Below are 18297 nucleotides of genomic sequence, written 5' to 3' on the forward strand. Positions count from 1 at the left end.
CGCCCCGACCACGCCGCGCTTGACTCGGGCGGCGCGGACGCTATGGTGCGCGCTTCCCGGCCCGTGATGCGGCGCCGAGCAGAGTCATATTGGGACCAGCATCATGGCCAAGCCGAGCACCATCAAGATCCGCCTGAACAGCACCGCGGACACCGGTTTCTTCTACGTTACCAAGAAGAACCCGAAGACCAAGACCGAGAAGCTGACGCTGAAGAAGTACGACCCGGTCGTGCGCAAGCACGTCGAGTTCAAGGAAGGCAAGATCAAGTAAGCAGCGTCGTCCGGTCGGCCGACCGGGCGCTGCTTCTCTGCGTTCCTGACGGAGCCCCGCCGGTGGCGGGGCTTTTTGCATGGCTGCGGCTCGGCCTGCCACTGCTCCTTGAGAACGCGTCATTGCGAGCGCAGCGAAGCAATCCAGGGCTGTTTGGCGTGGCCCCTGGATTGCTTCGTCGGCTTCGCCTCCTCGCAATGACGGTCTTGCCAGGCGCCGCCCCCTAATCCAGGTGCCGGCGCACCGTGGCGATGAACCCCGCCACGCTGATCGGCTTCGAGATGTAGTCGTCGCAGCCGCCGGCGCGCACCATCGCCTCGTCGCCCTTCATCGCCAGCGCCGTCACCGCGATCACCGGGATCGCGGCCAGCTCCCGGTCGGCCTTCAGCCATTTCGTCACCTCCAGCCCCGAGATCTCGGGCAGCTGGATGTCGAGCAGGATCAGGTCGGGCCGGTGCGCCCGCGCCAGCGCCATCACCTCCGACGCGCTGTCGGTGCCGATCGTGGCGTAGCCGTTGGCCTCGAGCACGTCGACGAACAGCTTCCGGTTGAGCTCGTTGTCCTCGACGATCATCACGGTCTTCGGCATGCGCGGGTTCCCAGTGCCCGGCGCCACGGCCGGGCCAGCCAAGATCAATCCCGCATTGTTCCTTGTAAAGCCGCGATCTGACTTCCCGTGCGCATCCGGTACAAAACGGGTACAATGGCGCCATGTCCGATCCCAATCCGGCATCGCGGCAGGAGCCCGGCCCCCGATGACCCCGAAGCCGGACCGGGCCGGCCTGCTGCCCGGCCTGTGCCGGGACTGCGGCGCGCATCCGCCGCCGGGGGCGCGGCGCTGCGCCCGCTGCGGGTCGCCGCGCCTGATCCGCCATGCCGAGCTGCATCAGCTGAGCATCGCCCATCTCGACTGCGACGCCTTCTACGCCACGGTGGAGAAGCGCGACCGGCCGGAGCTGCAGGACCGGCCGGTGATCGTCGGCGGCGGGGCGCGCGGCGTGGTGTCCGCCGCCTGCTATGTCGCCCGGCTGTACGGCGTGCGCTCGGCCATGCCGATGTTCAAGGCGCTGGAGGCCTGCCCCGACGCCGTGGTGCTGCGCCCCGACATGCAGAAATACGCCGGGGTCAGCCGGCAGATCCGGGCGCTGTTCCTGGCGGCGACGCCGAAGGTCGAGCCGCTGTCGCTGGACGAGGCCTTCCTCGACCTGTCCGGAACCCAGGCGCTGCACGGCCGCAGCCCGGCCGAGACCTGCGCCGCCATCGCCCGCCAGGTCGAGCGCGAGATCGGCGTCACCCTGTCGATCGGCCTTGCGCCGAACAAGATGCTGGCCAAGATCGCGTCGGACCTGGACAAGCCGCGCGGCTTCGCCGTGATCGGCCGGGGCGACGCCATGGCCTTCCTGGCCGACAAGCCGGCCGGCATCATTCCCGGCGTCGGCAAGGTGATGCGCGAGAAGCTGTTCAGCGACGGCATCCGCACCGTGGGCGACTTGCGGCGGCTGGACGAGAGCGCGCTGGTCCGCCGCTTCGGCGTGTTCGGCCGGCGCCTGTACCGCTATGCCCGCGGCGAGGACCAGCGACCGGTCGACCCGGACGGCGAGACCAAGAGCATCTCGGCCGAGACCACCTTCACCGTCGACATCCAGAACCCGCAGGCGCTGCAGCGCGAATTGTGGCCGCTGTGCGAGACCGTGTCGGCCCGGCTGAAGAAGCAGGACCTGGCCGGCGGCACGGTGGTGCTGAAGCTGAAGACGGCGAGCTTCCGGCAGCTGACCCGCAGCCACCGCCTGGCCGACCCGACCCAGCTGGCGGAGACGATCTGGCGCATTGCCGCGCCGCTGGTCGAGCAGGCGGCGAATGGCGAGGCCTTCCGGCTGATCGGTGTCGGCTGCACCGACCTGGTCGAGGGCCGGCTGGCCGACCCGCCGGACCTGCTGGACCCCGCCCCGGCCAAGCGACGCGCGGTCGAGGAGGCGATGGACGAGATGCGCCGCAAGCTGGGGCCCGACGCCATCGCCAAGGGCCGCTCCGGCCTGCCGCGCGGCCCCGGATAGGCGCCCCGCAGCGTCTTTCAGTCGCGTGTCGCCGATCCCACTGGGCGGCAGGCCCTGGTCAAGGAGAGACTGCGCCCCACCTGCTTTCACGCCATCCGCCGGCGCGGCCGGCGCCCAACCGAGGAAGCCTGCGATGAACCGACGTGATGCCCTGACGCTGGGCGGCGCCGCCGCCCTCGCCGCCACCGCCGCCCGGATCGGCGCCCCGGCCCTGGCCCAGACGGCCGCGGCGCCGGCGGGCCCGTTCAAGCAGCCGCCGCTGCCGTTCAAGGAGGACGCGCTGGCGCCGACGATCGGGGCGGAGACCGTGGGCCTGCATTACGGCAAGCACCACAAGGCCTATTTCGACGCGCTCAACAAGCTCGCCGCCGGCACGCCCTACGAGTCGATGACCCTGGCCGAGGTGGTGGTGAAATCGGCCACGGCCAAGGACCAGGCGGTGTTCAACCAGGCCGGCCAGGCCTGGAACCACAATCTGTACTGGGAGCAGTTCACCCCCGGCGGGCCGAAGGCGCCGCAGGGCCGGCTGGCCGACGCCATCAGCGAGTCCTTCGGCGACCAGGCCGCGCTGGTCAAGGCCACCACCGACGCCGCCGGCAAGGTGTTCGGCAGCGGCTGGGTCTGGCTCGTCGCCGATGCCGGCAAGCTGACCCTGGTCGGCACATCGAACGCGGATTCGCCTTTCGCCCATGGCGGCCAGCCGCTGTTCGGCATCGATGTCTGGGAGCACGCCTACTATCTCGACTACCAGAACCGCCGCGCCGACCACGTCAAGGCGGTGATGGAAAGCCTGGTCAACTGGTCCGTCGTCTCCGACCGCCTCGGCGCCTGAGTCCGGAAGCCCCCTCACCCTCCCGCCGCCAACGCGGCGGGCCCCTCCCTCTCCCCAAGGAGAGGGCTTAAAGCGCATGCCGCGTTACACCTCTCCTTGGGGAGAGGTCGAAATCGCGCAGCGATTTCGGGTGAGGGGGCGGCTCCGCCGCCTCAATCGCAGCGCGGCGCGTCGACCGGCTCCAGCGTGTCCAGCTTCGCCGCCATGGCGAAGTCGCCATAGTCGATGACGATGCGGTCGGCGATGCCATTCTCGAACAGGCGCTGGCGCAGCTCGTATTCCGGCAGCTCCACGCCGGCGCCGTCCTTGTCGGGCTTGCCGACCGTGTAGAAGGCCATGCTGATCGGGTGCGACGGCCCCCGCAGCAGCGGGTTGGCCGAGGCCTCGCCCGGCTGGGTGCGGCCGATCCCGACGCTGACATATTGCGGCCCGTCGGCGGAGCTGCCGTCGAAGAAGCCGGCGGTGAAGACCGGCTGCCCCTGCCGCATCGCCTCGACCAGCCGCTCCATATGCGTGGTCGGGAACAGGCTGCCGGCCGGCAGCGCCTGCTTCAGGTCGGCCGGCGTCTTGAACACGGCGTCGCCGCCCGCCGCGCCGTCGAGATGCGCCGTGCCGCGGATATCCTCCTTGTCCTCGCCATTGGTGGAGGAGCTGAGCTTGTAGGTCAGCTCGCGCCCGTCGGCGGATTCCCAGCCGGCGTAGCGGGTCTTGCGGGTCAGCGTGTCGCCCGAGGCGTAGACCATCGCCACCTGGTAGTTCTGCTCGAAGCTGGAGCCGTCGCAGGCCGCGGCCCAGCGATACTCCATCTGCCCCTCGATCGAGATCACGCTGCGCTGCCCGCGCGTCATGTCGAGGCTGAGGGTGTAGACCGCCCGATGCGGCTGCAGCGCCACCGTCGGGGCGGCCTGGGCCGCGCCGGACAGGAGCAGGAGGGCGAAGGCGGCGGACGGAGCGATGCGGATCATGGCGCATCTCAGCCCGAAGCCTTCGGCGGATGCAAGCGCGACGGCGCCGCGCCCTCAGCCCGCGGGTTCGATCTTCACCCCCTGCAGCCGCATCAGCCCGTCCGGATAGGGCGTGAAGCCCTGCACCGCGCGGCGCATGCCCCAGACCGAGCGGTAATGGTACAGCACGATCTGCGGCAGGTCGGCCAGGAACAGCCCGGCGGCCTGGCGGTATAGCGCCACCCGCGCGGCCTGGTCGGTCGTGGCGCGCGCCTGCGCCAGCACCGCGTCGAGGTCCCCGCTGCAGTAGCGGCCCCAGTTCTGGAAGGCGTCGCAGCCGGCCCAGGCGGCGATGTTGGCGTCCGGGTCCAGCCGGCCGCTCCAGATCGCGATCGCCGCCTGGAAGTCGCCGGCATCGGCGCTGGCCGCCAGGGTCGCCGCCTCCAGCGCCTGCAGCTTGATGTCGAAGCCGGCCTCGCCCGCCATCGCCTGGATCATCTGCCCGACCTGCTGGGTGACCGGGCTGTTGGTGACCAGGAGGGTGAAGGACGGGTTCGGCACCCCGGCTTCGGCCAGCAGGGCCTTGGCCTTGTCGACGTCGCGCGCCGGCATCGGGTGGCCGGGATCCTCGAAGGTCGTGCCCGGCACCTCCGGCTGGTTGCCGGGAATGAACATGCCCTCATAGGCCGCGGCGTTGATGGCGTCGCGGTCCAGCGACAGCTCCAGCGCCCGGCGCACCCGGGCGTCCTGGCCGATCGGCGACTTGGCCTTGTCGCCATGGCCGACATTGAAGGTGATCAGGTCATAGGCGATCGACGGGGCGTCGACCACGGTCACGGCCGGGTCGTCGCGCAGCCCCGCGGCCTCGACCGTCGGCACATGCTCGATCAGGTCGAGATCGCCGGAGCGCAGGTTGAGCAGCCGCACCGTCTCGTCCGGCATCGGCCGGTAGGTGACGGTGTCGAGGAAGACCGCATCCCTGTTCCAGTACCGGTCGAAGCGCTTCAGCAGGATGTGGTCGCCCTGCTGCCGCTCGACGAACTCGAACGGCCCGGCGCAGACCGGGTGCGAGCCGATGCCGTCGCCGGCCCGGGCCAGCGCCTTGGGCGACAGCATCATGCCGGCGCGGTCGGACAGCACCGCCACCAGCGGCGCATAGGGCTGGGACAGCGTGATCCGCACCGTCAGCCGGTCGACCGGCGTGACATCGGCGACCGGCTTCAGCTCCGACTTGCGGCGCGAGATCGGGGCGCTGCGATAGCGGTCGAGATTGACCTTCACCGCCGCCGCGTCGAACGGCTCGCCGTCCTGGAACACCACGCCGTCGCGCAGCGTCAGGGTCAGCGCCTTGCCGTCGCCGGACCAGTCCCACTTCGTCGCGAGCTCGGGCTGGAAGCCGCCGCCCGGGGCGACGCCGACCAGCTTGTCGCACATCGCGGCGAAAACCTGGCGGCCGGAGACCGACCCGCCCTGGGCGGGGTCCAGTACGTCCGGGTCGGCGTCGAGGCCGATCCGGATCCCGGCGGCCAGGGCCGGCGAGGCGACAACGAGACTCAGCAGCACCGCGGCAAGCGCGGCTGTCCGTCCAGACCGTCCGATCATCGGCAGCATCCCTGCGAATTCTGTTCTGATCGCAGGGTCGAGGCGCGCCCTGCCGGACCGCCGAACGGCGGTGCATCGGCAGGGTAGCGCGAGTACCCGGCCGCGACGACGCCGAAATGTCGGATCTAGAGCGGGATGATTGAGGAGGATCTCGAGCGTCTGCACGTGTTGCCTCTCCCGCGTGGCGGGAGAGGTCGGGCTCGCGCAGCGAGACCGGGTGAGGGCTGGTCCCGGCCTCGACAAATCCCCTCACCCGGAGCCGCTTCGCGTCTCCGGCCTCTCCCGCGAGCGGGAGAGGCAAAAGCTCACTGCCCCTGGGGATGACTCGATCGGGATTGAGCCCATCCCGCTCTGATGAGGAGCCGCCCGCGACCGGAGCCGCGGGCGAAACGCTCAGCCCGCCTTCTTGGGCAGGTCCAGCTTGATCGACAACTCCTTCAGCCGGGCCGGGTCGACCTCGGCCGGGGCGCCCATCAGCAGGTCCTCGGCGCGCTGGTTCATCGGGAAGGCGATGACCTCGCGGATGTTCGGCTCATCCGCCAGCAGCATGACGATGCGGTCGATGCCGGGGGCCGAGCCGCCATGCGGCGGGGCGCCGAAGCGGAAGGCCGACAGCATGCCGCCGAACTTCGCCTCCAGCACGTCCTGGCTGTAGCCGGCGATCGCGAACGCCTTGATCATGATCTCCGGCTTGTGGTTCCGGATCGCGCCCGAGGACAGCTCGACGCCGTTGCAGACGATGTCGTACTGGAACGCCTTGATGGTCAGCGGGTCCTGCGTCTCCAGCGCCTCGAGCCCGCCCTGCGGCATCGAGAACGGGTTGTGGCTGAAGTCGATCTGCCCGGTCTCCTCGTTCAGCTCGTACATCGGGAAGTCGACGATCCAGCACAGCTCGTAGCGGTCCGGGTCGATCAGCTCGAGCTCCTGCCCGATCTTGGTGCGGGCGTAGCCGGCCAGCTTGCAGGCCGCGGCCTCCAGGTCGGCGACGAAGAACACCGCGTCGCCATCCTCGGCGCCGGTGGCCTCGCGCAGCGCGTCCTGGGCGCCCGCCTCGAGGAACTTGGCGATCGGGCCCTTGCCGGCGCCGGCCTCGAACACGACGTAGCCGAGGCCCGGGGCCCCCAGCTCCTGCGCCCAGCCATTCAGCTTGTCGAAGAAGCTGCGCGGCTTGTCGGCCACCTTCGGCGCGCGGATGGCGCGCACCACGCCGCCCTTCTCGATCACGCCCTTGAAGGCGCGGAAAGTCACATCCTCGCGGGCGAAGATTGCGGTGACGTCGGCGATCACCAGCGGGTTGCGCAGGTCCGGCTTGTCGTTGCCGTATTTCAGCATCGACTCGGCATAGGGGATGCGCGGGAAGGCGCCGGCGGTGACCGCGCGCTTGGTCCCGCTGAAGTCCGAGAACTCCTCGAACACGCCGCGCAGCACCGGCTCGATCGCCTGGAACACGTCCTCCTGGGTGACGTAGCTCATCTCGAAATCGAGCTGGTAGAACTCGCCCGGGCTGCGGTCGGCGCGGCTGTCCTCGTCGCGGAAGCAGGGCGCGATCTGGAAGTAGCGGTCGAAGCCGGCCACCATCAGCAGCTGCTTGAACTGCTGCGGCGCCTGCGGCAGGGCGTAGAATTTGCCGGGGTGCTGGCGGGCCGGCACCAGGAAGTCGCGCGCGCCCTCGGGGCTCGACGCCGTCAGGATCGGCGTCTGGAACTCGCGGAAGCCCTGGTCGATCATGCGGCGGCGGATCGAGGAGATGACCTCGCTGCGCAGCACGATGTTGCGCTGCATCTTCTGCCGGCGCAGGTCGAGGAAGCGGTTGCGCAGGCGGATATCCTCGCCGGCGTCCTCGTCCGACGCCACCTGCAGCGGGATCACCTGGGCGGCCGACTGCAGCACGAAATCGTCGATCCGCACCTCGATGCCGCCGGTCGGCAGCTTGTCGTTGGCGGTCTCGGCGCTGCGCTTGACCACGGTGCCGGTGACGGTGACGACGCTCTCGACGCGCACCGCCTCGGCCGCCTTGAAATGCGGGCTGTCGGTGTCGACCACGCATTGCGTCAGGCCATAATGGTCGCGCAGGTCGAGGAACAGCAGATTGCCATGGTCGCGCTTGCGATGGACCCAGCCGGACAGGCGGACGGTCTCGCCGGCCTGTTCGGGACGGAGCTGGCCGCAGGTGTGGGTGCGGTAGGCGTGCATGGGATCGCTCTCGGACCTTGGCGTGAAACGGTGGTCACTGACACCGCCCGCGCCGGCCTGTCAAGCCGCGGCTCGACGCCCCTGCCCTGCCTCCGGCAGAATGGCCGCCGCTTCGCCTCGTTCCGGACCGCCGACCGCATGCGCTGGATCCTCGCCCTCGCCCTTTTCCTCGCCGCCGGATCCGCCGCGGCGGAGGAGCGCCGGCCGCCGTTCTTCACCGCCGATGACTGCCCGGCCGGCCTGGTCCTGCCGGAGGACGTCGCCGTGGACTGCGGCACCGTCACGGTGCTGGAGGACCGCGCCCGGCCGGACGGCCCGCGCATCCGCCTGCGGGTGGTGACCCTGTGGCGGACGGATCGCGCGCTGCAGCCGGACCCAGTGCTCTACATCGGCGGCGGGCCCGGCTACGCGACCGGCCTTGACGCGGAGTGGCTGCCCGGCTGGACCATGGTGCCGAAGACATCGGATTGGCTGGGCACACGCCGGCTGGTCCTGTTCGACCAGCGGGGCGTCGGGGAATCGAGGCTGCTGCCGTCCCCCTGCGGCCCGCTCGATCCGTATGAGCGGCAGTTCGTCCTGGATCACAACCAGCCCTCCAGCGCGATCGTGGCGGCCGCCCTGCGCGAGAAGGCGAAGGGATGTTGGGCCAGGTTCCGGGAGGCGGGACACGATCCCGGCCAGATCACCACCGCGACGATCGCCGCCGATGTCGCCGATCTGCGCCAGGCCCTGGGCTACCCGGCCTGGAACCTCTGGGGGGCCTCCTTCGGCTCCCGCGTCGCGATGATCGTGATGCGCGACCATCCGGAGGGCATCCGCTCCGCCATCCTCGAGGGCGTGTGGCCGCCCGAGGCCAATTTCTACGATTCCGCGGCCAATGCCGGAGAGGCGTTCGATGCCCTGCTTGCGGCCTGCAATGCCGATCCGGGCTGCGCCGAGGGATACCCCGATCTCGAGCGGCGATTCCTAACCCTGGCCGAGCGGTTCGACCACGCGCCCTTGACGATTCCGATCTCCGGCGGCGAGACCGCGCGGATCGACGGCTGGATGTTTCGCGACGTCGTCAACGGGATGCTGGAGTCCAGCGACCGCGCGCGCTTCATCCCGCGCATGATCGAGGAGTTGGAGGGCGGGAATCCGCGGCTGCTCGCCAGCAGCAAGAGGATAGACCTGCTCGACCTGGAGATCAGGGAGCTGGCCTGGGACCAGTCTCTCTATATGTCGGTCGCCTGCGCTGATCTGTTTCCCGCCGATCCCACCTGGATGGACAAGGCGCGGTCCCGGGATCGGCGCTTCGCCGACCAGGTCTGGGATCAGGCCGCCGACGGGTATTGCGCCGCATGGCCTGTGCCGCATAGCCCGGAGCGCGATGCTGCGCCGGTGACCAGCGACATCCCGGCGCTGCTGATCTCCGGAGCTTTCGATCCGCGCACCCCGCCCTCCTGGGCGGCGGCGGCGGTGAAGCGGCTGGCCCATGGCACCAGCCTCGTCTTTCCCGGCCAGGGCCATGGCGTGCTGAATCCCTGCGCCAAGCGGATCATCGGCCGGTTCCTCGATGACCCGGCCCGGCGGCCGGACCATGAGTGTTTCGCCAGGCTGGTGCCGATGATCTTCGAGCCGCCGGCGGACTGGCAGGCCCGGCGACCGTGAGTCGTCATCCGGGCGACGCCCGCCCATGCTATCCTGGCCGCATGCGAGTCGAGGCTTCCGATCCACGATGGCCGGCGTGACGGCCAGGGCGCAGCGGGCGCCGCAATCCCCTCAGAGCCGGGCCGCCCAGGACCGGGTGACGGTCGACCTGTCGGCCGTGGTCGTGGCGGTGGCGGGCGAGACGCCGCGCGTGCTGGCGCTGCGCGGGCCCGACGGCGCCGACGCCCTGCCCGCCGGCCCGCTGGAGCCGCAGCACCGGACGCTGGAGCTGGGGCTGCGCGCCTGGGTCGAGGCGCAAACCGGACAGCCGCTGGGCTATGTCGAGCAGCTCTACACCTTCGGCGACCGCGACCGGCAGCTGGCCGGGCCCGGCCGGGTGCTGTCGGTCGGCTATCTGGCGCTGCTGCGCGAGGCGGCCGGCGCCGGCGACAGCCTGTGGAGCGACTGGTACCGCCACTTCCCCTGGGAGGACCGGCGCGCCGGCCGGCCCGAGCTGCTGGACCGGATCGAGGCGGCGCTGGCCGGCTGGGCCGGGGCCGCCACGGCCGAGCCGGAACGCCGTCGGCGCGAGGCCCGGCTGCGCCTGGCCTTCGGCCTGGGCGGCCTGCCCTGGGGCGAGGAGCGCGTGCTGGAGCGCTACGAGCTGATGTACGAGGCCGGGCTGGCCGCCGAGGCGCATCGTGACGCCCCGGGCGACGGCCCCGGCCGGGTCTGCCCGGCCCTGGCCGAGGGCGCGCCGATGGCGGCCGACCACCGCCGCATCCTGGCCACCGGCATCGGCCGGCTGCGCGGCAAGATCAAGTACCGGCCGGTGGTGTTCGAGCTGATGCCGCCGACCTTCACCCTGTCGCAGCTGCAGCGCACGGTCGAGGCGCTGGCGGGCCTGCGCCTGCACGCCCCGAACTTCCGCCGCCTGGTCGACAGCCAGGGGCTGGTCGAGGAGACCGGCGAGGTCGCCGGCGGCACCGGCGGCCGCCCGGCGCGGCTGGTGCGCTTCCGCCGCGAGGTGCTGCAGGAGCAGCCCGAGCCCGGCGTCCGCCTGCCCGTGTCGCGCCGGCCGGCATGACCGTCGCGCTGCGCCCACTGGCGCCGGCCGACCATGACCGGCTGCTGGCCATGGCGATCGCCTTCAACGACGAGGACAACCACCCGCTGACCCCGGGCGGCCGCCGGGCGCTGGCGGAGATCGTCGCCGGCACCCGCTTCGCCGCCGGCTGGATGATCGAAGCCGGCGGCGAAGCGGTCGGCTACCTGGTGGTGACCTGGTCCTGGAGCATCGAGTTCGGCGGCCGCGACGCCTTCATCGACGAGTTCTACATCGAGCCCGCCCATCGCGGCCGCGGCCACGGCTCGGCCGTGCTGGAGGCGCTGGTGCGGCTGCTCCAGGCCGAGGGCGTGCACGCCGTGCATCTGGAGGTCGAGGCCGGGAACCCGGACGCCGCCCGCCTGTACCGCCGCCACGGCTTCGCCGGCACCGACCGCGCGATCCTGTCGCGCCGGCTGTGACCGGGCGCCTGCCGGAGCCGGACGCACGATCGCAGTAGCCTTAACTGCGACTTTCGTTCATGATACGTTCTATGGATGAGGTGCAGCCCGAACCGATCAAGCCGAGCGACACCGACCTGCGCTGGACGGAGTGGGCGCTGAACCGGCTGCGCGAGGTGGTCGACCTCGACATCCGCACCATGCGGGCCACCGTGCGTGAGCACGAGCGGATCCTGCACGACGCGGAGATGCCGAACTATCCGCTGATGCAGTCGCGGCTGGCGCGCTCGGTGCGGCTGTCGATCGCGATGACCGAACGGATCCGGGCCAACTACCTGCTGCGCAAGCAGGAGCGGATCGCGTCCGGCGAGCAGGAGCGGCGGCGCCAGAAGCGGGAGCAGGCGGCCGAGGCCGCGGTCAAGGCGATCGCCCGGCCCGCCGAGCCCGGGGATGTCGAGCGCGTCCGGTCGCTGGTGTGGGAGAGGTTGACCGAGGACGAGGTCCTCGACGTGCAGCTGGACCTGCTGTCACCCGAAGACTTCGTGCGCGCGGTGAGCCGGAAGATCGGCCTGCCGCCGGATCCGTCCTGGCTGCCGCCGGGATGGGCGGATGAGGCGGTGACCGTCGACGCGGTGGCGGAGCCTGCCGAACGAGCCCCGGCGGAGGCTTGGCCTCGCCCGATGGACGAGCCCGACGCCGGCCGGCTCATGCCGGCACCATTGAAGCCGGACAGCAGCTGAGGGCCTGCGCCAGGCATTCCCACCTCGTCATTGCGAGGAGGCGAAGCCGACGAAGCAATCCATCGATCCGCCCATGCTGCTGCATGGATTGCTTCCCCCGGCTCAAGGCCGGGGCCGCAATGACAGTATGGCTGCGGAACCAGTGATCAAAACCGATGATTTTGCCTCTCCCGTTTACGGGAGAGGTCGGAGGCGTTTACGCCTCCGGGTGAGGGGGCTTAGTCGAGGCCGGGACCAGCCCTCACCCGGTCTCGCTGCGCGAGCCCGACCTCTCCCGCCACGCGGGAGAGGCAATGCGATGGTTCAGGCCCTCACGCCCGCCAGCCTTCGCCGCCTCCTACCGCCCCGCCTCGTCCAGCAGCCTGATCTCCTCGGCGGTCAGGGTCAGGCGGGTGGCGGCGATCTGGTCCTCCAGCTGCTCCGGGCTGGTGGCGCTGGCGATCGGGGCGGTCAGGCCAGGCCGGGCGATCAGCCAGGCCAGCGCCACCGTGGCCGGGCGCACGCCATGCGCCTCCGCCACCGTGTCGAGGGCGCCGAGGATGCGCAGGCCGCGCGCGTTCAGCCGGTCCTTCATGCCGCCGCCGCGGGCACTCTGCGACAGGTCGGCCTCGCTGCGGTACTTGCCGGTCAGGAAGCCGGCCGCCAGCGAGAAATAGCTGATCACGCCGATGCCCTCGCGCCGGCACAGATCCTCCAGCGGCCCCTCGTAATGCGAGCGCTCATAGAGGTTGAAATGCGGCTGCATCGTCTCGTAGCGCGGCAGGCCCTGCTCGCTGAGCTTCAGGGCGGAGGCGAAGCGCTCGGCGGAAAAATTCGAGGCGCCGATCGCCCGCACCTTGCCGGCGCGGATCAGCTCGGCATGCGCCGCCAGCGTCTCCTCTTGCGGCGTCTCCAGATCGTCGTGATGCGACTGGTACAGGTCGATGACGTCGACCTGCAGCCGGCGCAGCGAATTCTCGACCTCCTCGCGGATCCAGGCGGCCGACAGGTCCTTGCGCTGCGGCCGGCCCGGCATCTCCCAGCCGACCTTGGTGGCGATCACCACCCGGTCGCGCTTGCCGCTGCGCTTCAGCCAGCGGCCGATGATCGTCTCCGACTCGCCGCCCTTGTTGCCGGGCGCCCAGGAGGAATAGCAGTCGGCGGTGTCGATCAGGTTCAGCCCGGCATCGACGAAGGCGTCGAGCACCCGGAACGAGGCCGCCTCGTCCGCGGTCCAGCCGAACACGTTGCCGCCCAGGGCCAGCGGCCCGACCCGGATGCCGGACCGGCCGAGATTGCGCTGCTCCACGATGTCTCTCCTTGGCTTCGGCCGGGCGCCGCTGCGCCTGGCCGCGGGGTTGGTCTTGCAGGGGACCGGCGGCGACTCCTGCCCCCTCCAATGTAGCCCCGCGGCCGCCGCTGCCAATGCGGTCGCTGCGCCGCCACTTGATTTTCTTATTCTGAGAATTAGAGTAACCAAAGCGACACCGATTCGGGCCGCCCCTGTCCTCGTAATTCTCGAAGTGAGCAGAACCCGATGTCAGCCCATGCCGAATACACCCCCGCCGTCGCCGCGCGCATGGCGCCGCTGTACGGCCGCCTGTCCCGCGTCATCCCGGCCTTCGACTGGCCCGGCTTCGCCCCCGACATCGACGCCATCCTGCGGCTGAAGCGGGAGCGCGACGCGGTGATCCTGGCGCACAACTACCAGACGCCGGAGATCTTCCACGGCATCGCCGACATCACCGGCGACAGCCTGGCCCTGGCGCGCGAGGCGGCGCGGGTCGAGGCGTCGGTGATCGTGCTGTGCGGCGTGCACTTCATGGCCGAGACCGCGAAGCTGCTGAACCCGGCCAAGACGGTGCTGATCCCCGACACCCGGGCCGGCTGCTCGCTGGCCGACTCGATCACGCCGGAGGATGTGCGCCTGCTGCGCCGCCGCTATCCGGGCGTGCCGGTGGTGACCTATGTCAACACCTCGGCCGCGGTGAAGGCGGAGAGCGACATCTGCTGCACCTCCGGCAACGCCGTGAAGGTGGTGGAGAGCCTGGGCGTGCCGCGGGTCATCTTCATCCCCGACCGCTACCTGGCGGCCAATGTCGCGGCCGAGACGAAGGTCGAGATCATCGCTTGGCAGGGCGCCTGCGAGGTGCATGAGCGCTTCGGCCCGGACGACATCCGGGGCTTGCGCGACCGCCATCCCGGCGTGACCGTGCTGGCCCACCCGGAATGCCCGCCCGAGGTGGTGGCCGAGGCCGATTTCGCCGGTTCCACCGCGGCGATGAGCGACTATGTGGCGAAGCAACGGCCCGGCCGGGTGGTGCTGGTGACCGAATGCTCGATGAGCGACAACGTCGCCGTGCAGTTCCCGGAGATCGACTTCATCCGGCCCTGCAACCTGTGCCCGCACATGAAGCGGATCACCCTGCCCGGGATCCGGCACGCGCTGGAGACGATGACCGAGGCGGTGACGCTGGCCCCCGCCGTGGCCGGCCGCGCCCGCGCCGCGGTCGAACGCATGCTGGAGGTGCGCTGATGGACGCGATGTCTTTCCGCCCGCAGGCCAATGCTCGTGATCGTGTCGTGGTGATCGGCGCCGGCATCGCCGGGCTGGCCGCGGCGCTGCGGCTGGCGCCGCTGCCGGTGCTGCTGCTGTCGGCCGCGCCGGTCGGCACCGAGGCCGCCACCGGCTGGGCCCAGGGCGGCATCGCCGCGGCGCTGGGCCCCGACGACGACCCGGCCCTGCACGCCGCCGACACGCTGGCGGCCGCCGCCGGCCTCGGCGACCCGGAGGTGGCGCGGCGCGTCACCGAAGCCGCCCCCGGCGCCATCGCCTGGCTGGCCGGGCTGGGCGCGCCCTTCGACCGGACCGACAGCGGCGGCTTCGCCCTCGGCCTGGAGGCCGCGCATTCCCGCCGCCGCATCGTCCATGCCGGCGGCGACGGCACCGGCGCCGCGGTGCTGCGCACCCTGGCCCGGGCCGCCGGGGCCGATCTCCGCATCGCCATCCGCCACGCCCGCGCCACCGCCCTGCTGCGCGACGAGGCCGGGGTGTGCGGCGTGCTGGCCCGGGAGGACGGGGAGCCGGTGGCGATCCCGGCCCGGGCCGTGGTGCTGGCGACCGGCGGGGTCGGCGGCCTCTACGCCCACACCACCAACCCCCTCGGCGCGGCCGGCACCGGGCTGGCGCTGGCGGCGCGCGCCGGCGCGGTGCTGCGCGACCTGGAGTTCGTGCAGTTCCACCCGACCGCCATGGCCGTCGGCCGCGATCCGATGCCCTTGGCCACCGAGGCGCTGCGCGGCGAGGGCGCCGTGCTGGTGACGGCGGCGGGCGAACGGGTGATGGCCGACCATCCGCAGGGTGACCTGGCCCCGCGCGACGTCATCGCCCGCGCCGTGTTCCGCCGGGTCATGGCCGGCGAGCCGGTGTTCCTGGATGCCCGGCCGCTGGGTGCCAAGCTGGAGCGCTTTGCCAAGGTCGGCGCGCTGTGCCGCGAGGCCGGGCTGGACCCGCTCCGGCAGCCGATCCCGATCCGCCCGGCCGCTCACTACCATATGGGCGGGGTGGCGGTGGACGGGCGCGGCCGCAGCTCCGTCCCCGGCCTCTGGGCCGCGGGCGAGGTGGCAGCGACCGGGCTGCACGGCGCCAACCGCCTGGCCAGCAACTCGCTGCTCGAGGCGCTGGCCGCTGCGGAGTGGATCGCCGAGGACATCCGCGGCGGCGAGGCTCGGCCGCCGCTGCGCCCGCTGCCGCTCGGCGCCGGCCACCGCCCCGCCGCGGATGCCGGCATCGTCGCCGCGCTGCGCGGGGTGATGGAGCGCCATGTCGGCGTGGTCCGCGACGGAGCCGGGCTGCTGGCCGCGATCACCGCCCTGCGCCCGCTGGCCGATGCCGCGCCCTCGCCCCTGGCCGACCGCGCTTTGGCCGGCCTTATGATCGCCACCGCCGCGCTGCGCCGACGCGAGAGCCGCGGCGCCCAGTGCCGCAGCGACCGGCCCGAGGCCGACCCTGCCTCCGCCCCCTCCTTCCTCACCCTCGCCGATGTGCTGGAGAGCGGCGGGCCGGTACAGTGCCGGGGCGCCGAGGATGCCCCGACCGTCGCCGGGCATGCCTGACCGGAGGATCACCCCATGCCGCTTTCGACCTTCACGGATTTCGGGGCCTGGACGGCGGGCATCCCCTGCCCGCCCTGGATGCCGGTCTATGATTTCCGCGCCTTCACCGACCGGACCTATGCCGAGTGCGGCTACAGCTCCGCACCGATGGAGGCCTCGTATTTCCAGGCGATGCATCTGCGCGAGCTGCAGGCCCTGATCGAGATCTGCCGGGCCTGCGAGATGGTCGATGGCGGGCCCTATCGCCTGCAGGGGGCCAGCGCCGACATCGACCGCGTCCTGGCCCGCAACGCGCAGGACGGCGCCCCGACCTACACCCGGCTTCTCGAGCTGCTGGTCCAGGACGGCCTCCTGGCCCCCGCCGAACGCAAGGACTGATCCCGATGGATCTCTCTCCCCTCCCCGCTTTGCTGGTCGAGCCGATCGTCCGCGCCGCCCTGGCCGAGGATCTCGGCCGCGCCGGCGACATCACCAGCGCCGCGGTGATCCCGGCCGAGGCACGGATGAGCGGCGCCATCGCCGCCCGCCAGCCCGGCACCGTGGCCGGCACCGACGCCGCCGCCCTGGCCTTCCGCCTGCTCGACCCCGCCATCGCCGTCGCCATCCTGCTGCCGGATGGCAGCCGGGTGGCGCCGGGCGACGCGGTGATCCGCATCGACGGCCCGGCCCGGCCGATCCTGGCGGCGGAGCGCGTGGCGCTGAACCTGCTGTGCCGCCTGTCCGGCGTCGCCACCGCCACCGCCGCGCTGGCCGCGGCCGCCCGGCCGCACAAGGCGCGCATCGCCTGCACCCGCAAGACCACGCCGGGCCTGCGGGCGCTGGAGAAGCACGCGGTGCGCGCCGGCGGCGGCGTCAACCACCGCTTCGGCCTCGACGACGCGGTGCTGATCAAGGACAACCACGTCGCTGTGGCCGGCGGGGTGCGGCCGGCGATCGCCCGGGCCCGCGCTGCGATCGGCCATCTGGTGAAGATCGAGGTGGAGGTCGACACGCTCGCCCAGCTCGACGAGGCGCTGGCCGAAGGCGTCGATGCCGTGGTGCTGGACAACATGACCCCCGACCAGCTGCGCGAGGCGGTGCGCCGGGTCGACGGAGAGGTGGTGACCGAGGCCTCCGGCCGGGTGACGGCGGAGACGGTGCCGGCGATCGCCGCCACCGGCGTCGACCTGATCTCCGCCGGCTGGATCACCCATTCGGCGCCGATCCTCGACCTCGGCCTGGACTGGGAGGGGTAGGACGATGCGGATCGTCGACATCCGGGAGCGGCCGGTCGCGATCTCGCGCTATGCCGATCCCGCCATCCCGTCCGGCGGCCTGACCACCAGCATCGTCGCGCTGGTCACCGACGTGGTGCGCGACGGCCGGCCGGTGGTCGGCTACGGCTTCGGGTCGATCGGCCGGTTCGCGCAGGGCGGGCTGATCCGCGAGCGCTTCGCGCCCCGGCTGCTGGCAGCGGCCGACGGCGCCCTGGCGGATGCGGCCGGCACCAATCTCGACCCGTTTCGCGCCTGGGCCGCGATGATGGCCGGGGAGAAGCCGGGCGGCCATGGCGAGCGCTGCGTCGCGATCGGCACCCTCGACATGGCGCTGTGGGACGCCGCCGCGAAGATCGCCGGCCTGCCGCTGCACCGGTTCCTGGCGGACCGTCTCGGGCGGCCGGTGCTGGAGCGTGTGCCGGTCTATGCCGGCGGCGGCTATCCATACCCGGCCGACGATCTCGCCCGGCTGGGGGACGAGATGCGCCGGCTGGGCGATCTCGGCTACACCCGCGCCAAGATCAAGATCGGCGCGGCCGGGCTGGCGCAGGATCTCCGCCGGATCGAGGCCGCATCAGCGGCACTGGGTGGGCCCTGGAACCTCGCCGTCGACGCCATGAACGCCTATGACGGCCCCGCCGCGCTGGCAGCGGCCGCCGCCCTGGCTGTGGTGGTTCGAGGATGTCTGCGACCCGCACGACTTCCCGACCCAGGCGGCGGTGACCGCCGCCTATCCGGGACCGGTCGCGGCCGGGGAGGCGCTGTTCTCCGCCGCCGAGGCCAGGCTGCTGGCGCGGCATGGCGGGCTGCGGCCCGACCGCGACATCCTGCTGTTCGACCCGGTGCATGGCTATGGCCTGCCTGGCTTTCTGCAGATCATCGACGCCATGACCGCCGCCGGCTGGCCGCGCCGGGCCTTCTGGCCGCATGGCGGGCACCTGTTCACCCTGCATGCCGTCGCCGCGCTCGGGCTGGGCGGCGCCGAGGTCAACCCGCTGTGCTTCCATCCCTTCGGCGGGCTCGAAGACGATGCGCTCGTGGCCGCAGGCGTCGCCGGCCTGCCACAGCGCCCCGGCATCGGCTTCGAAGGCCGTGCCGAGCTGCACCGGCTGTTCCGGGCGCTGGGCTGAACCGATGGCCCTTGGGTTCACCCCCGGCCATTTTCTCGCGATGGC

16 protein-coding genes and 1 pseudogene are annotated in these 18297 nt (G+C 71.8%); 12 read left to right on the forward strand and 5 right to left on the reverse strand.

What is annotated here, in order from left to right:
• The first annotated feature begins 103 nt into the window (after nucleotides 1-103).
• Entirely contained in the window at nucleotides 104-271 is a 168-nt protein-coding gene (gene rpmG / locus BWR60_RS19785; RefSeq protein WP_034846881.1) for a 50S ribosomal protein L33, read from the forward strand.
• Between the two features lie 223 nt (nucleotides 272-494).
• Here the strand turns inward: rpmG and BWR60_RS19790 are convergent, their stop codons facing one another.
• Nucleotides 495-860 (reverse strand): response regulator, encoded by a 366-nt coding sequence (locus tag BWR60_RS19790; RefSeq protein WP_088152733.1) that lies wholly within the window; start codon nucleotides 858-860, stop codon nucleotides 495-497.
• A 166-nt stretch (nucleotides 861-1026) separates the two neighbouring features.
• Between BWR60_RS19790 and BWR60_RS19795 the strand changes: the two genes are divergently transcribed.
• Nucleotides 1027-2325 (forward strand): DNA polymerase IV, encoded by a 1299-nt coding sequence (locus tag BWR60_RS19795; RefSeq protein ID WP_088152734.1) that lies wholly within the window; start codon nucleotides 1027-1029, stop codon nucleotides 2323-2325.
• Between the two features lie 133 nt (nucleotides 2326-2458).
• Nucleotides 2459-3157: a superoxide dismutase gene (locus BWR60_RS19800; RefSeq protein ID WP_088152735.1), complete on the forward strand. Its 699-nt coding sequence runs from the start codon at nucleotides 2459-2461 to the stop codon at nucleotides 3155-3157.
• A 152-nt stretch (nucleotides 3158-3309) separates the two neighbouring features.
• On the opposite strand, the gene BWR60_RS19805 is transcribed toward BWR60_RS19800, so the two are convergent.
• The 3 genes from BWR60_RS19805 to aspS all read right to left on the reverse strand — a co-directional run bounded on the left by BWR60_RS19805 (nucleotide 3310) and on the right by aspS (nucleotide 7896).
• The gene (locus tag BWR60_RS19805) at nucleotides 3310-4122 is read right to left on the reverse strand and encodes an EipB family protein (protein ID WP_088152736.1); all 813 of its coding nucleotides are present in this window, start codon (nucleotides 4120-4122) and stop codon (nucleotides 3310-3312) included.
• A 54-nt stretch (nucleotides 4123-4176) separates the two neighbouring features.
• Nucleotides 4177-5703, reverse strand: coding sequence for an ABC transporter substrate-binding protein (locus BWR60_RS19810; protein ID WP_088152779.1), 1527 nt, complete (start codon nucleotides 5701-5703; stop codon nucleotides 4177-4179).
• 393 nt (nucleotides 5704-6096) lie between these two features.
• Complete coding sequence (gene aspS / locus BWR60_RS19815) at nucleotides 6097-7896, reverse strand: aspartate--tRNA ligase (protein ID WP_088152737.1); 1800 nt, start codon at nucleotides 7894-7896, stop codon at nucleotides 6097-6099.
• A gap of 138 nt (nucleotides 7897-8034) precedes the next feature.
• Between aspS and BWR60_RS38200 the strand changes: the two genes are divergently transcribed.
• The 4 genes from BWR60_RS38200 to BWR60_RS19835 all read left to right on the forward strand — a co-directional run bounded on the left by BWR60_RS38200 (nucleotide 8035) and on the right by BWR60_RS19835 (nucleotide 11771).
• On the forward strand, nucleotides 8035-9546 hold the full coding sequence (locus tag BWR60_RS38200) for an alpha/beta hydrolase (RefSeq protein ID WP_230983115.1): 1512 nt from the start codon (nucleotides 8035-8037) through the stop codon (nucleotides 9544-9546).
• A 67-nt stretch (nucleotides 9547-9613) separates the two neighbouring features.
• On the forward strand, nucleotides 9614-10612 hold the full coding sequence (locus BWR60_RS19825) for an NUDIX hydrolase (RefSeq protein WP_221345211.1): 999 nt from the start codon (nucleotides 9614-9616) through the stop codon (nucleotides 10610-10612).
• Complete coding sequence (locus tag BWR60_RS19830) at nucleotides 10609-11052, forward strand: GNAT family N-acetyltransferase (RefSeq protein ID WP_088152739.1); 444 nt, start codon at nucleotides 10609-10611, stop codon at nucleotides 11050-11052. Before BWR60_RS19825 ends, BWR60_RS19830 begins: the two co-directional genes overlap by 4 nt.
• A 71-nt stretch (nucleotides 11053-11123) precedes the next feature.
• A complete protein-coding gene (locus BWR60_RS19835; RefSeq protein ID WP_088152740.1) occupies nucleotides 11124-11771 on the forward strand; it encodes a hypothetical protein in 648 nt (215 codons plus the stop codon).
• A 337-nt stretch (nucleotides 11772-12108) separates the two neighbouring features.
• On the opposite strand, the gene BWR60_RS19840 is transcribed toward BWR60_RS19835, so the two are convergent.
• Entirely contained in the window at nucleotides 12109-13059 is a 951-nt protein-coding gene (locus tag BWR60_RS19840) for an aldo/keto reductase (RefSeq protein ID WP_088152741.1), read from the reverse strand.
• A 228-nt stretch (nucleotides 13060-13287) separates the two neighbouring features.
• Between BWR60_RS19840 and nadA the strand changes: the two genes are divergently transcribed.
• From nadA to BWR60_RS38860, 5 genes and pseudogenes are all read left to right on the forward strand, one after another.
• Nucleotides 13288-14286: a quinolinate synthase NadA gene (nadA, locus tag BWR60_RS19845; protein WP_088152742.1), complete on the forward strand. Its 999-nt coding sequence runs from the start codon at nucleotides 13288-13290 to the stop codon at nucleotides 14284-14286.
• The gene (locus BWR60_RS19850; RefSeq protein WP_230983110.1) at nucleotides 14286-15866 is read left to right on the forward strand and encodes an L-aspartate oxidase; all 1581 of its coding nucleotides are present in this window, start codon (nucleotides 14286-14288) and stop codon (nucleotides 15864-15866) included. Before nadA ends, BWR60_RS19850 begins: the two co-directional genes overlap by 1 nt.
• Nucleotides 15867-15881: 15 nt before the next feature.
• The gene (locus BWR60_RS19855; RefSeq protein WP_088152743.1) at nucleotides 15882-16244 is read left to right on the forward strand and encodes a hypothetical protein; all 363 of its coding nucleotides are present in this window, start codon (nucleotides 15882-15884) and stop codon (nucleotides 16242-16244) included.
• 5 nt (nucleotides 16245-16249) lie between these two features.
• A complete protein-coding gene (gene nadC, locus BWR60_RS19860) occupies nucleotides 16250-17101 on the forward strand; it encodes a carboxylating nicotinate-nucleotide diphosphorylase (RefSeq protein WP_088152744.1) in 852 nt (283 codons plus the stop codon).
• A 502-nt stretch (nucleotides 17102-17603) separates the two neighbouring features.
• Nucleotides 17604-18252 (forward strand): annotated as a pseudogene (locus BWR60_RS38860) (enolase C-terminal domain-like protein).
• Nucleotides 18253-18297 lie beyond the last annotated feature (45 nt).

The organism is Inquilinus limosus, assembly GCF_002195995.1.
Taxonomy (GTDB): Bacteria; Pseudomonadota; Alphaproteobacteria; order DSM-16000; family Inquilinaceae; genus Inquilinus; species Inquilinus limosus_C.

Excerpts from the sequence above, each read along its gene's own strand:
- BWR60_RS19800 (WP_088152735.1), top strand. The coding sequence starts at position 2,459 with ATGAACCGACGTGATGCCCTGACGCTGGGCGGCGCCGCCGCCCTCGCC.
- aspS (WP_088152737.1), bottom strand. The coding sequence starts at position 7,896 with ATGCACGCCTACCGCACCCACACCTGCGGCCAGCTCCGTCCCGAACAG.
- BWR60_RS19810 (WP_088152779.1), bottom strand. The coding sequence starts at position 5,703 with ATGATCGGACGGTCTGGACGGACAGCCGCGCTTGCCGCGGTGCTGCTG.
- BWR60_RS19850 (WP_230983110.1), top strand. The coding sequence starts at position 14,286 with ATGGACGCGATGTCTTTCCGCCCGCAGGCCAATGCTCGTGATCGTGTC.
- BWR60_RS38200 (WP_230983115.1), top strand. The coding sequence starts at position 8,035 with ATGCGCTGGATCCTCGCCCTCGCCCTTTTCCTCGCCGCCGGATCCGCC.
- BWR60_RS19830 (WP_088152739.1), top strand. The coding sequence starts at position 10,609 with ATGACCGTCGCGCTGCGCCCACTGGCGCCGGCCGACCATGACCGGCTG.
- BWR60_RS19835 (WP_088152740.1), top strand. The coding sequence starts at position 11,124 with ATGGATGAGGTGCAGCCCGAACCGATCAAGCCGAGCGACACCGACCTG.
- BWR60_RS19790 (WP_088152733.1), bottom strand. The coding sequence starts at position 860 with ATGCCGAAGACCGTGATGATCGTCGAGGACAACGAGCTCAACCGGAAG.
- BWR60_RS19795 (WP_088152734.1), top strand. The coding sequence starts at position 1,027 with ATGACCCCGAAGCCGGACCGGGCCGGCCTGCTGCCCGGCCTGTGCCGG.
- BWR60_RS19855 (WP_088152743.1), top strand. The coding sequence starts at position 15,882 with ATGCCGCTTTCGACCTTCACGGATTTCGGGGCCTGGACGGCGGGCATC.
- nadA (WP_088152742.1), top strand. The coding sequence starts at position 13,288 with ATGTCAGCCCATGCCGAATACACCCCCGCCGTCGCCGCGCGCATGGCG.
- nadC (WP_088152744.1), top strand. The coding sequence starts at position 16,250 with ATGGATCTCTCTCCCCTCCCCGCTTTGCTGGTCGAGCCGATCGTCCGC.
- BWR60_RS19825 (WP_221345211.1), top strand. The coding sequence starts at position 9,614 with ATGGCCGGCGTGACGGCCAGGGCGCAGCGGGCGCCGCAATCCCCTCAG.
- BWR60_RS19805 (WP_088152736.1), bottom strand. The coding sequence starts at position 4,122 with ATGATCCGCATCGCTCCGTCCGCCGCCTTCGCCCTCCTGCTCCTGTCC.
- rpmG (WP_034846881.1), top strand. The coding sequence starts at position 104 with ATGGCCAAGCCGAGCACCATCAAGATCCGCCTGAACAGCACCGCGGAC.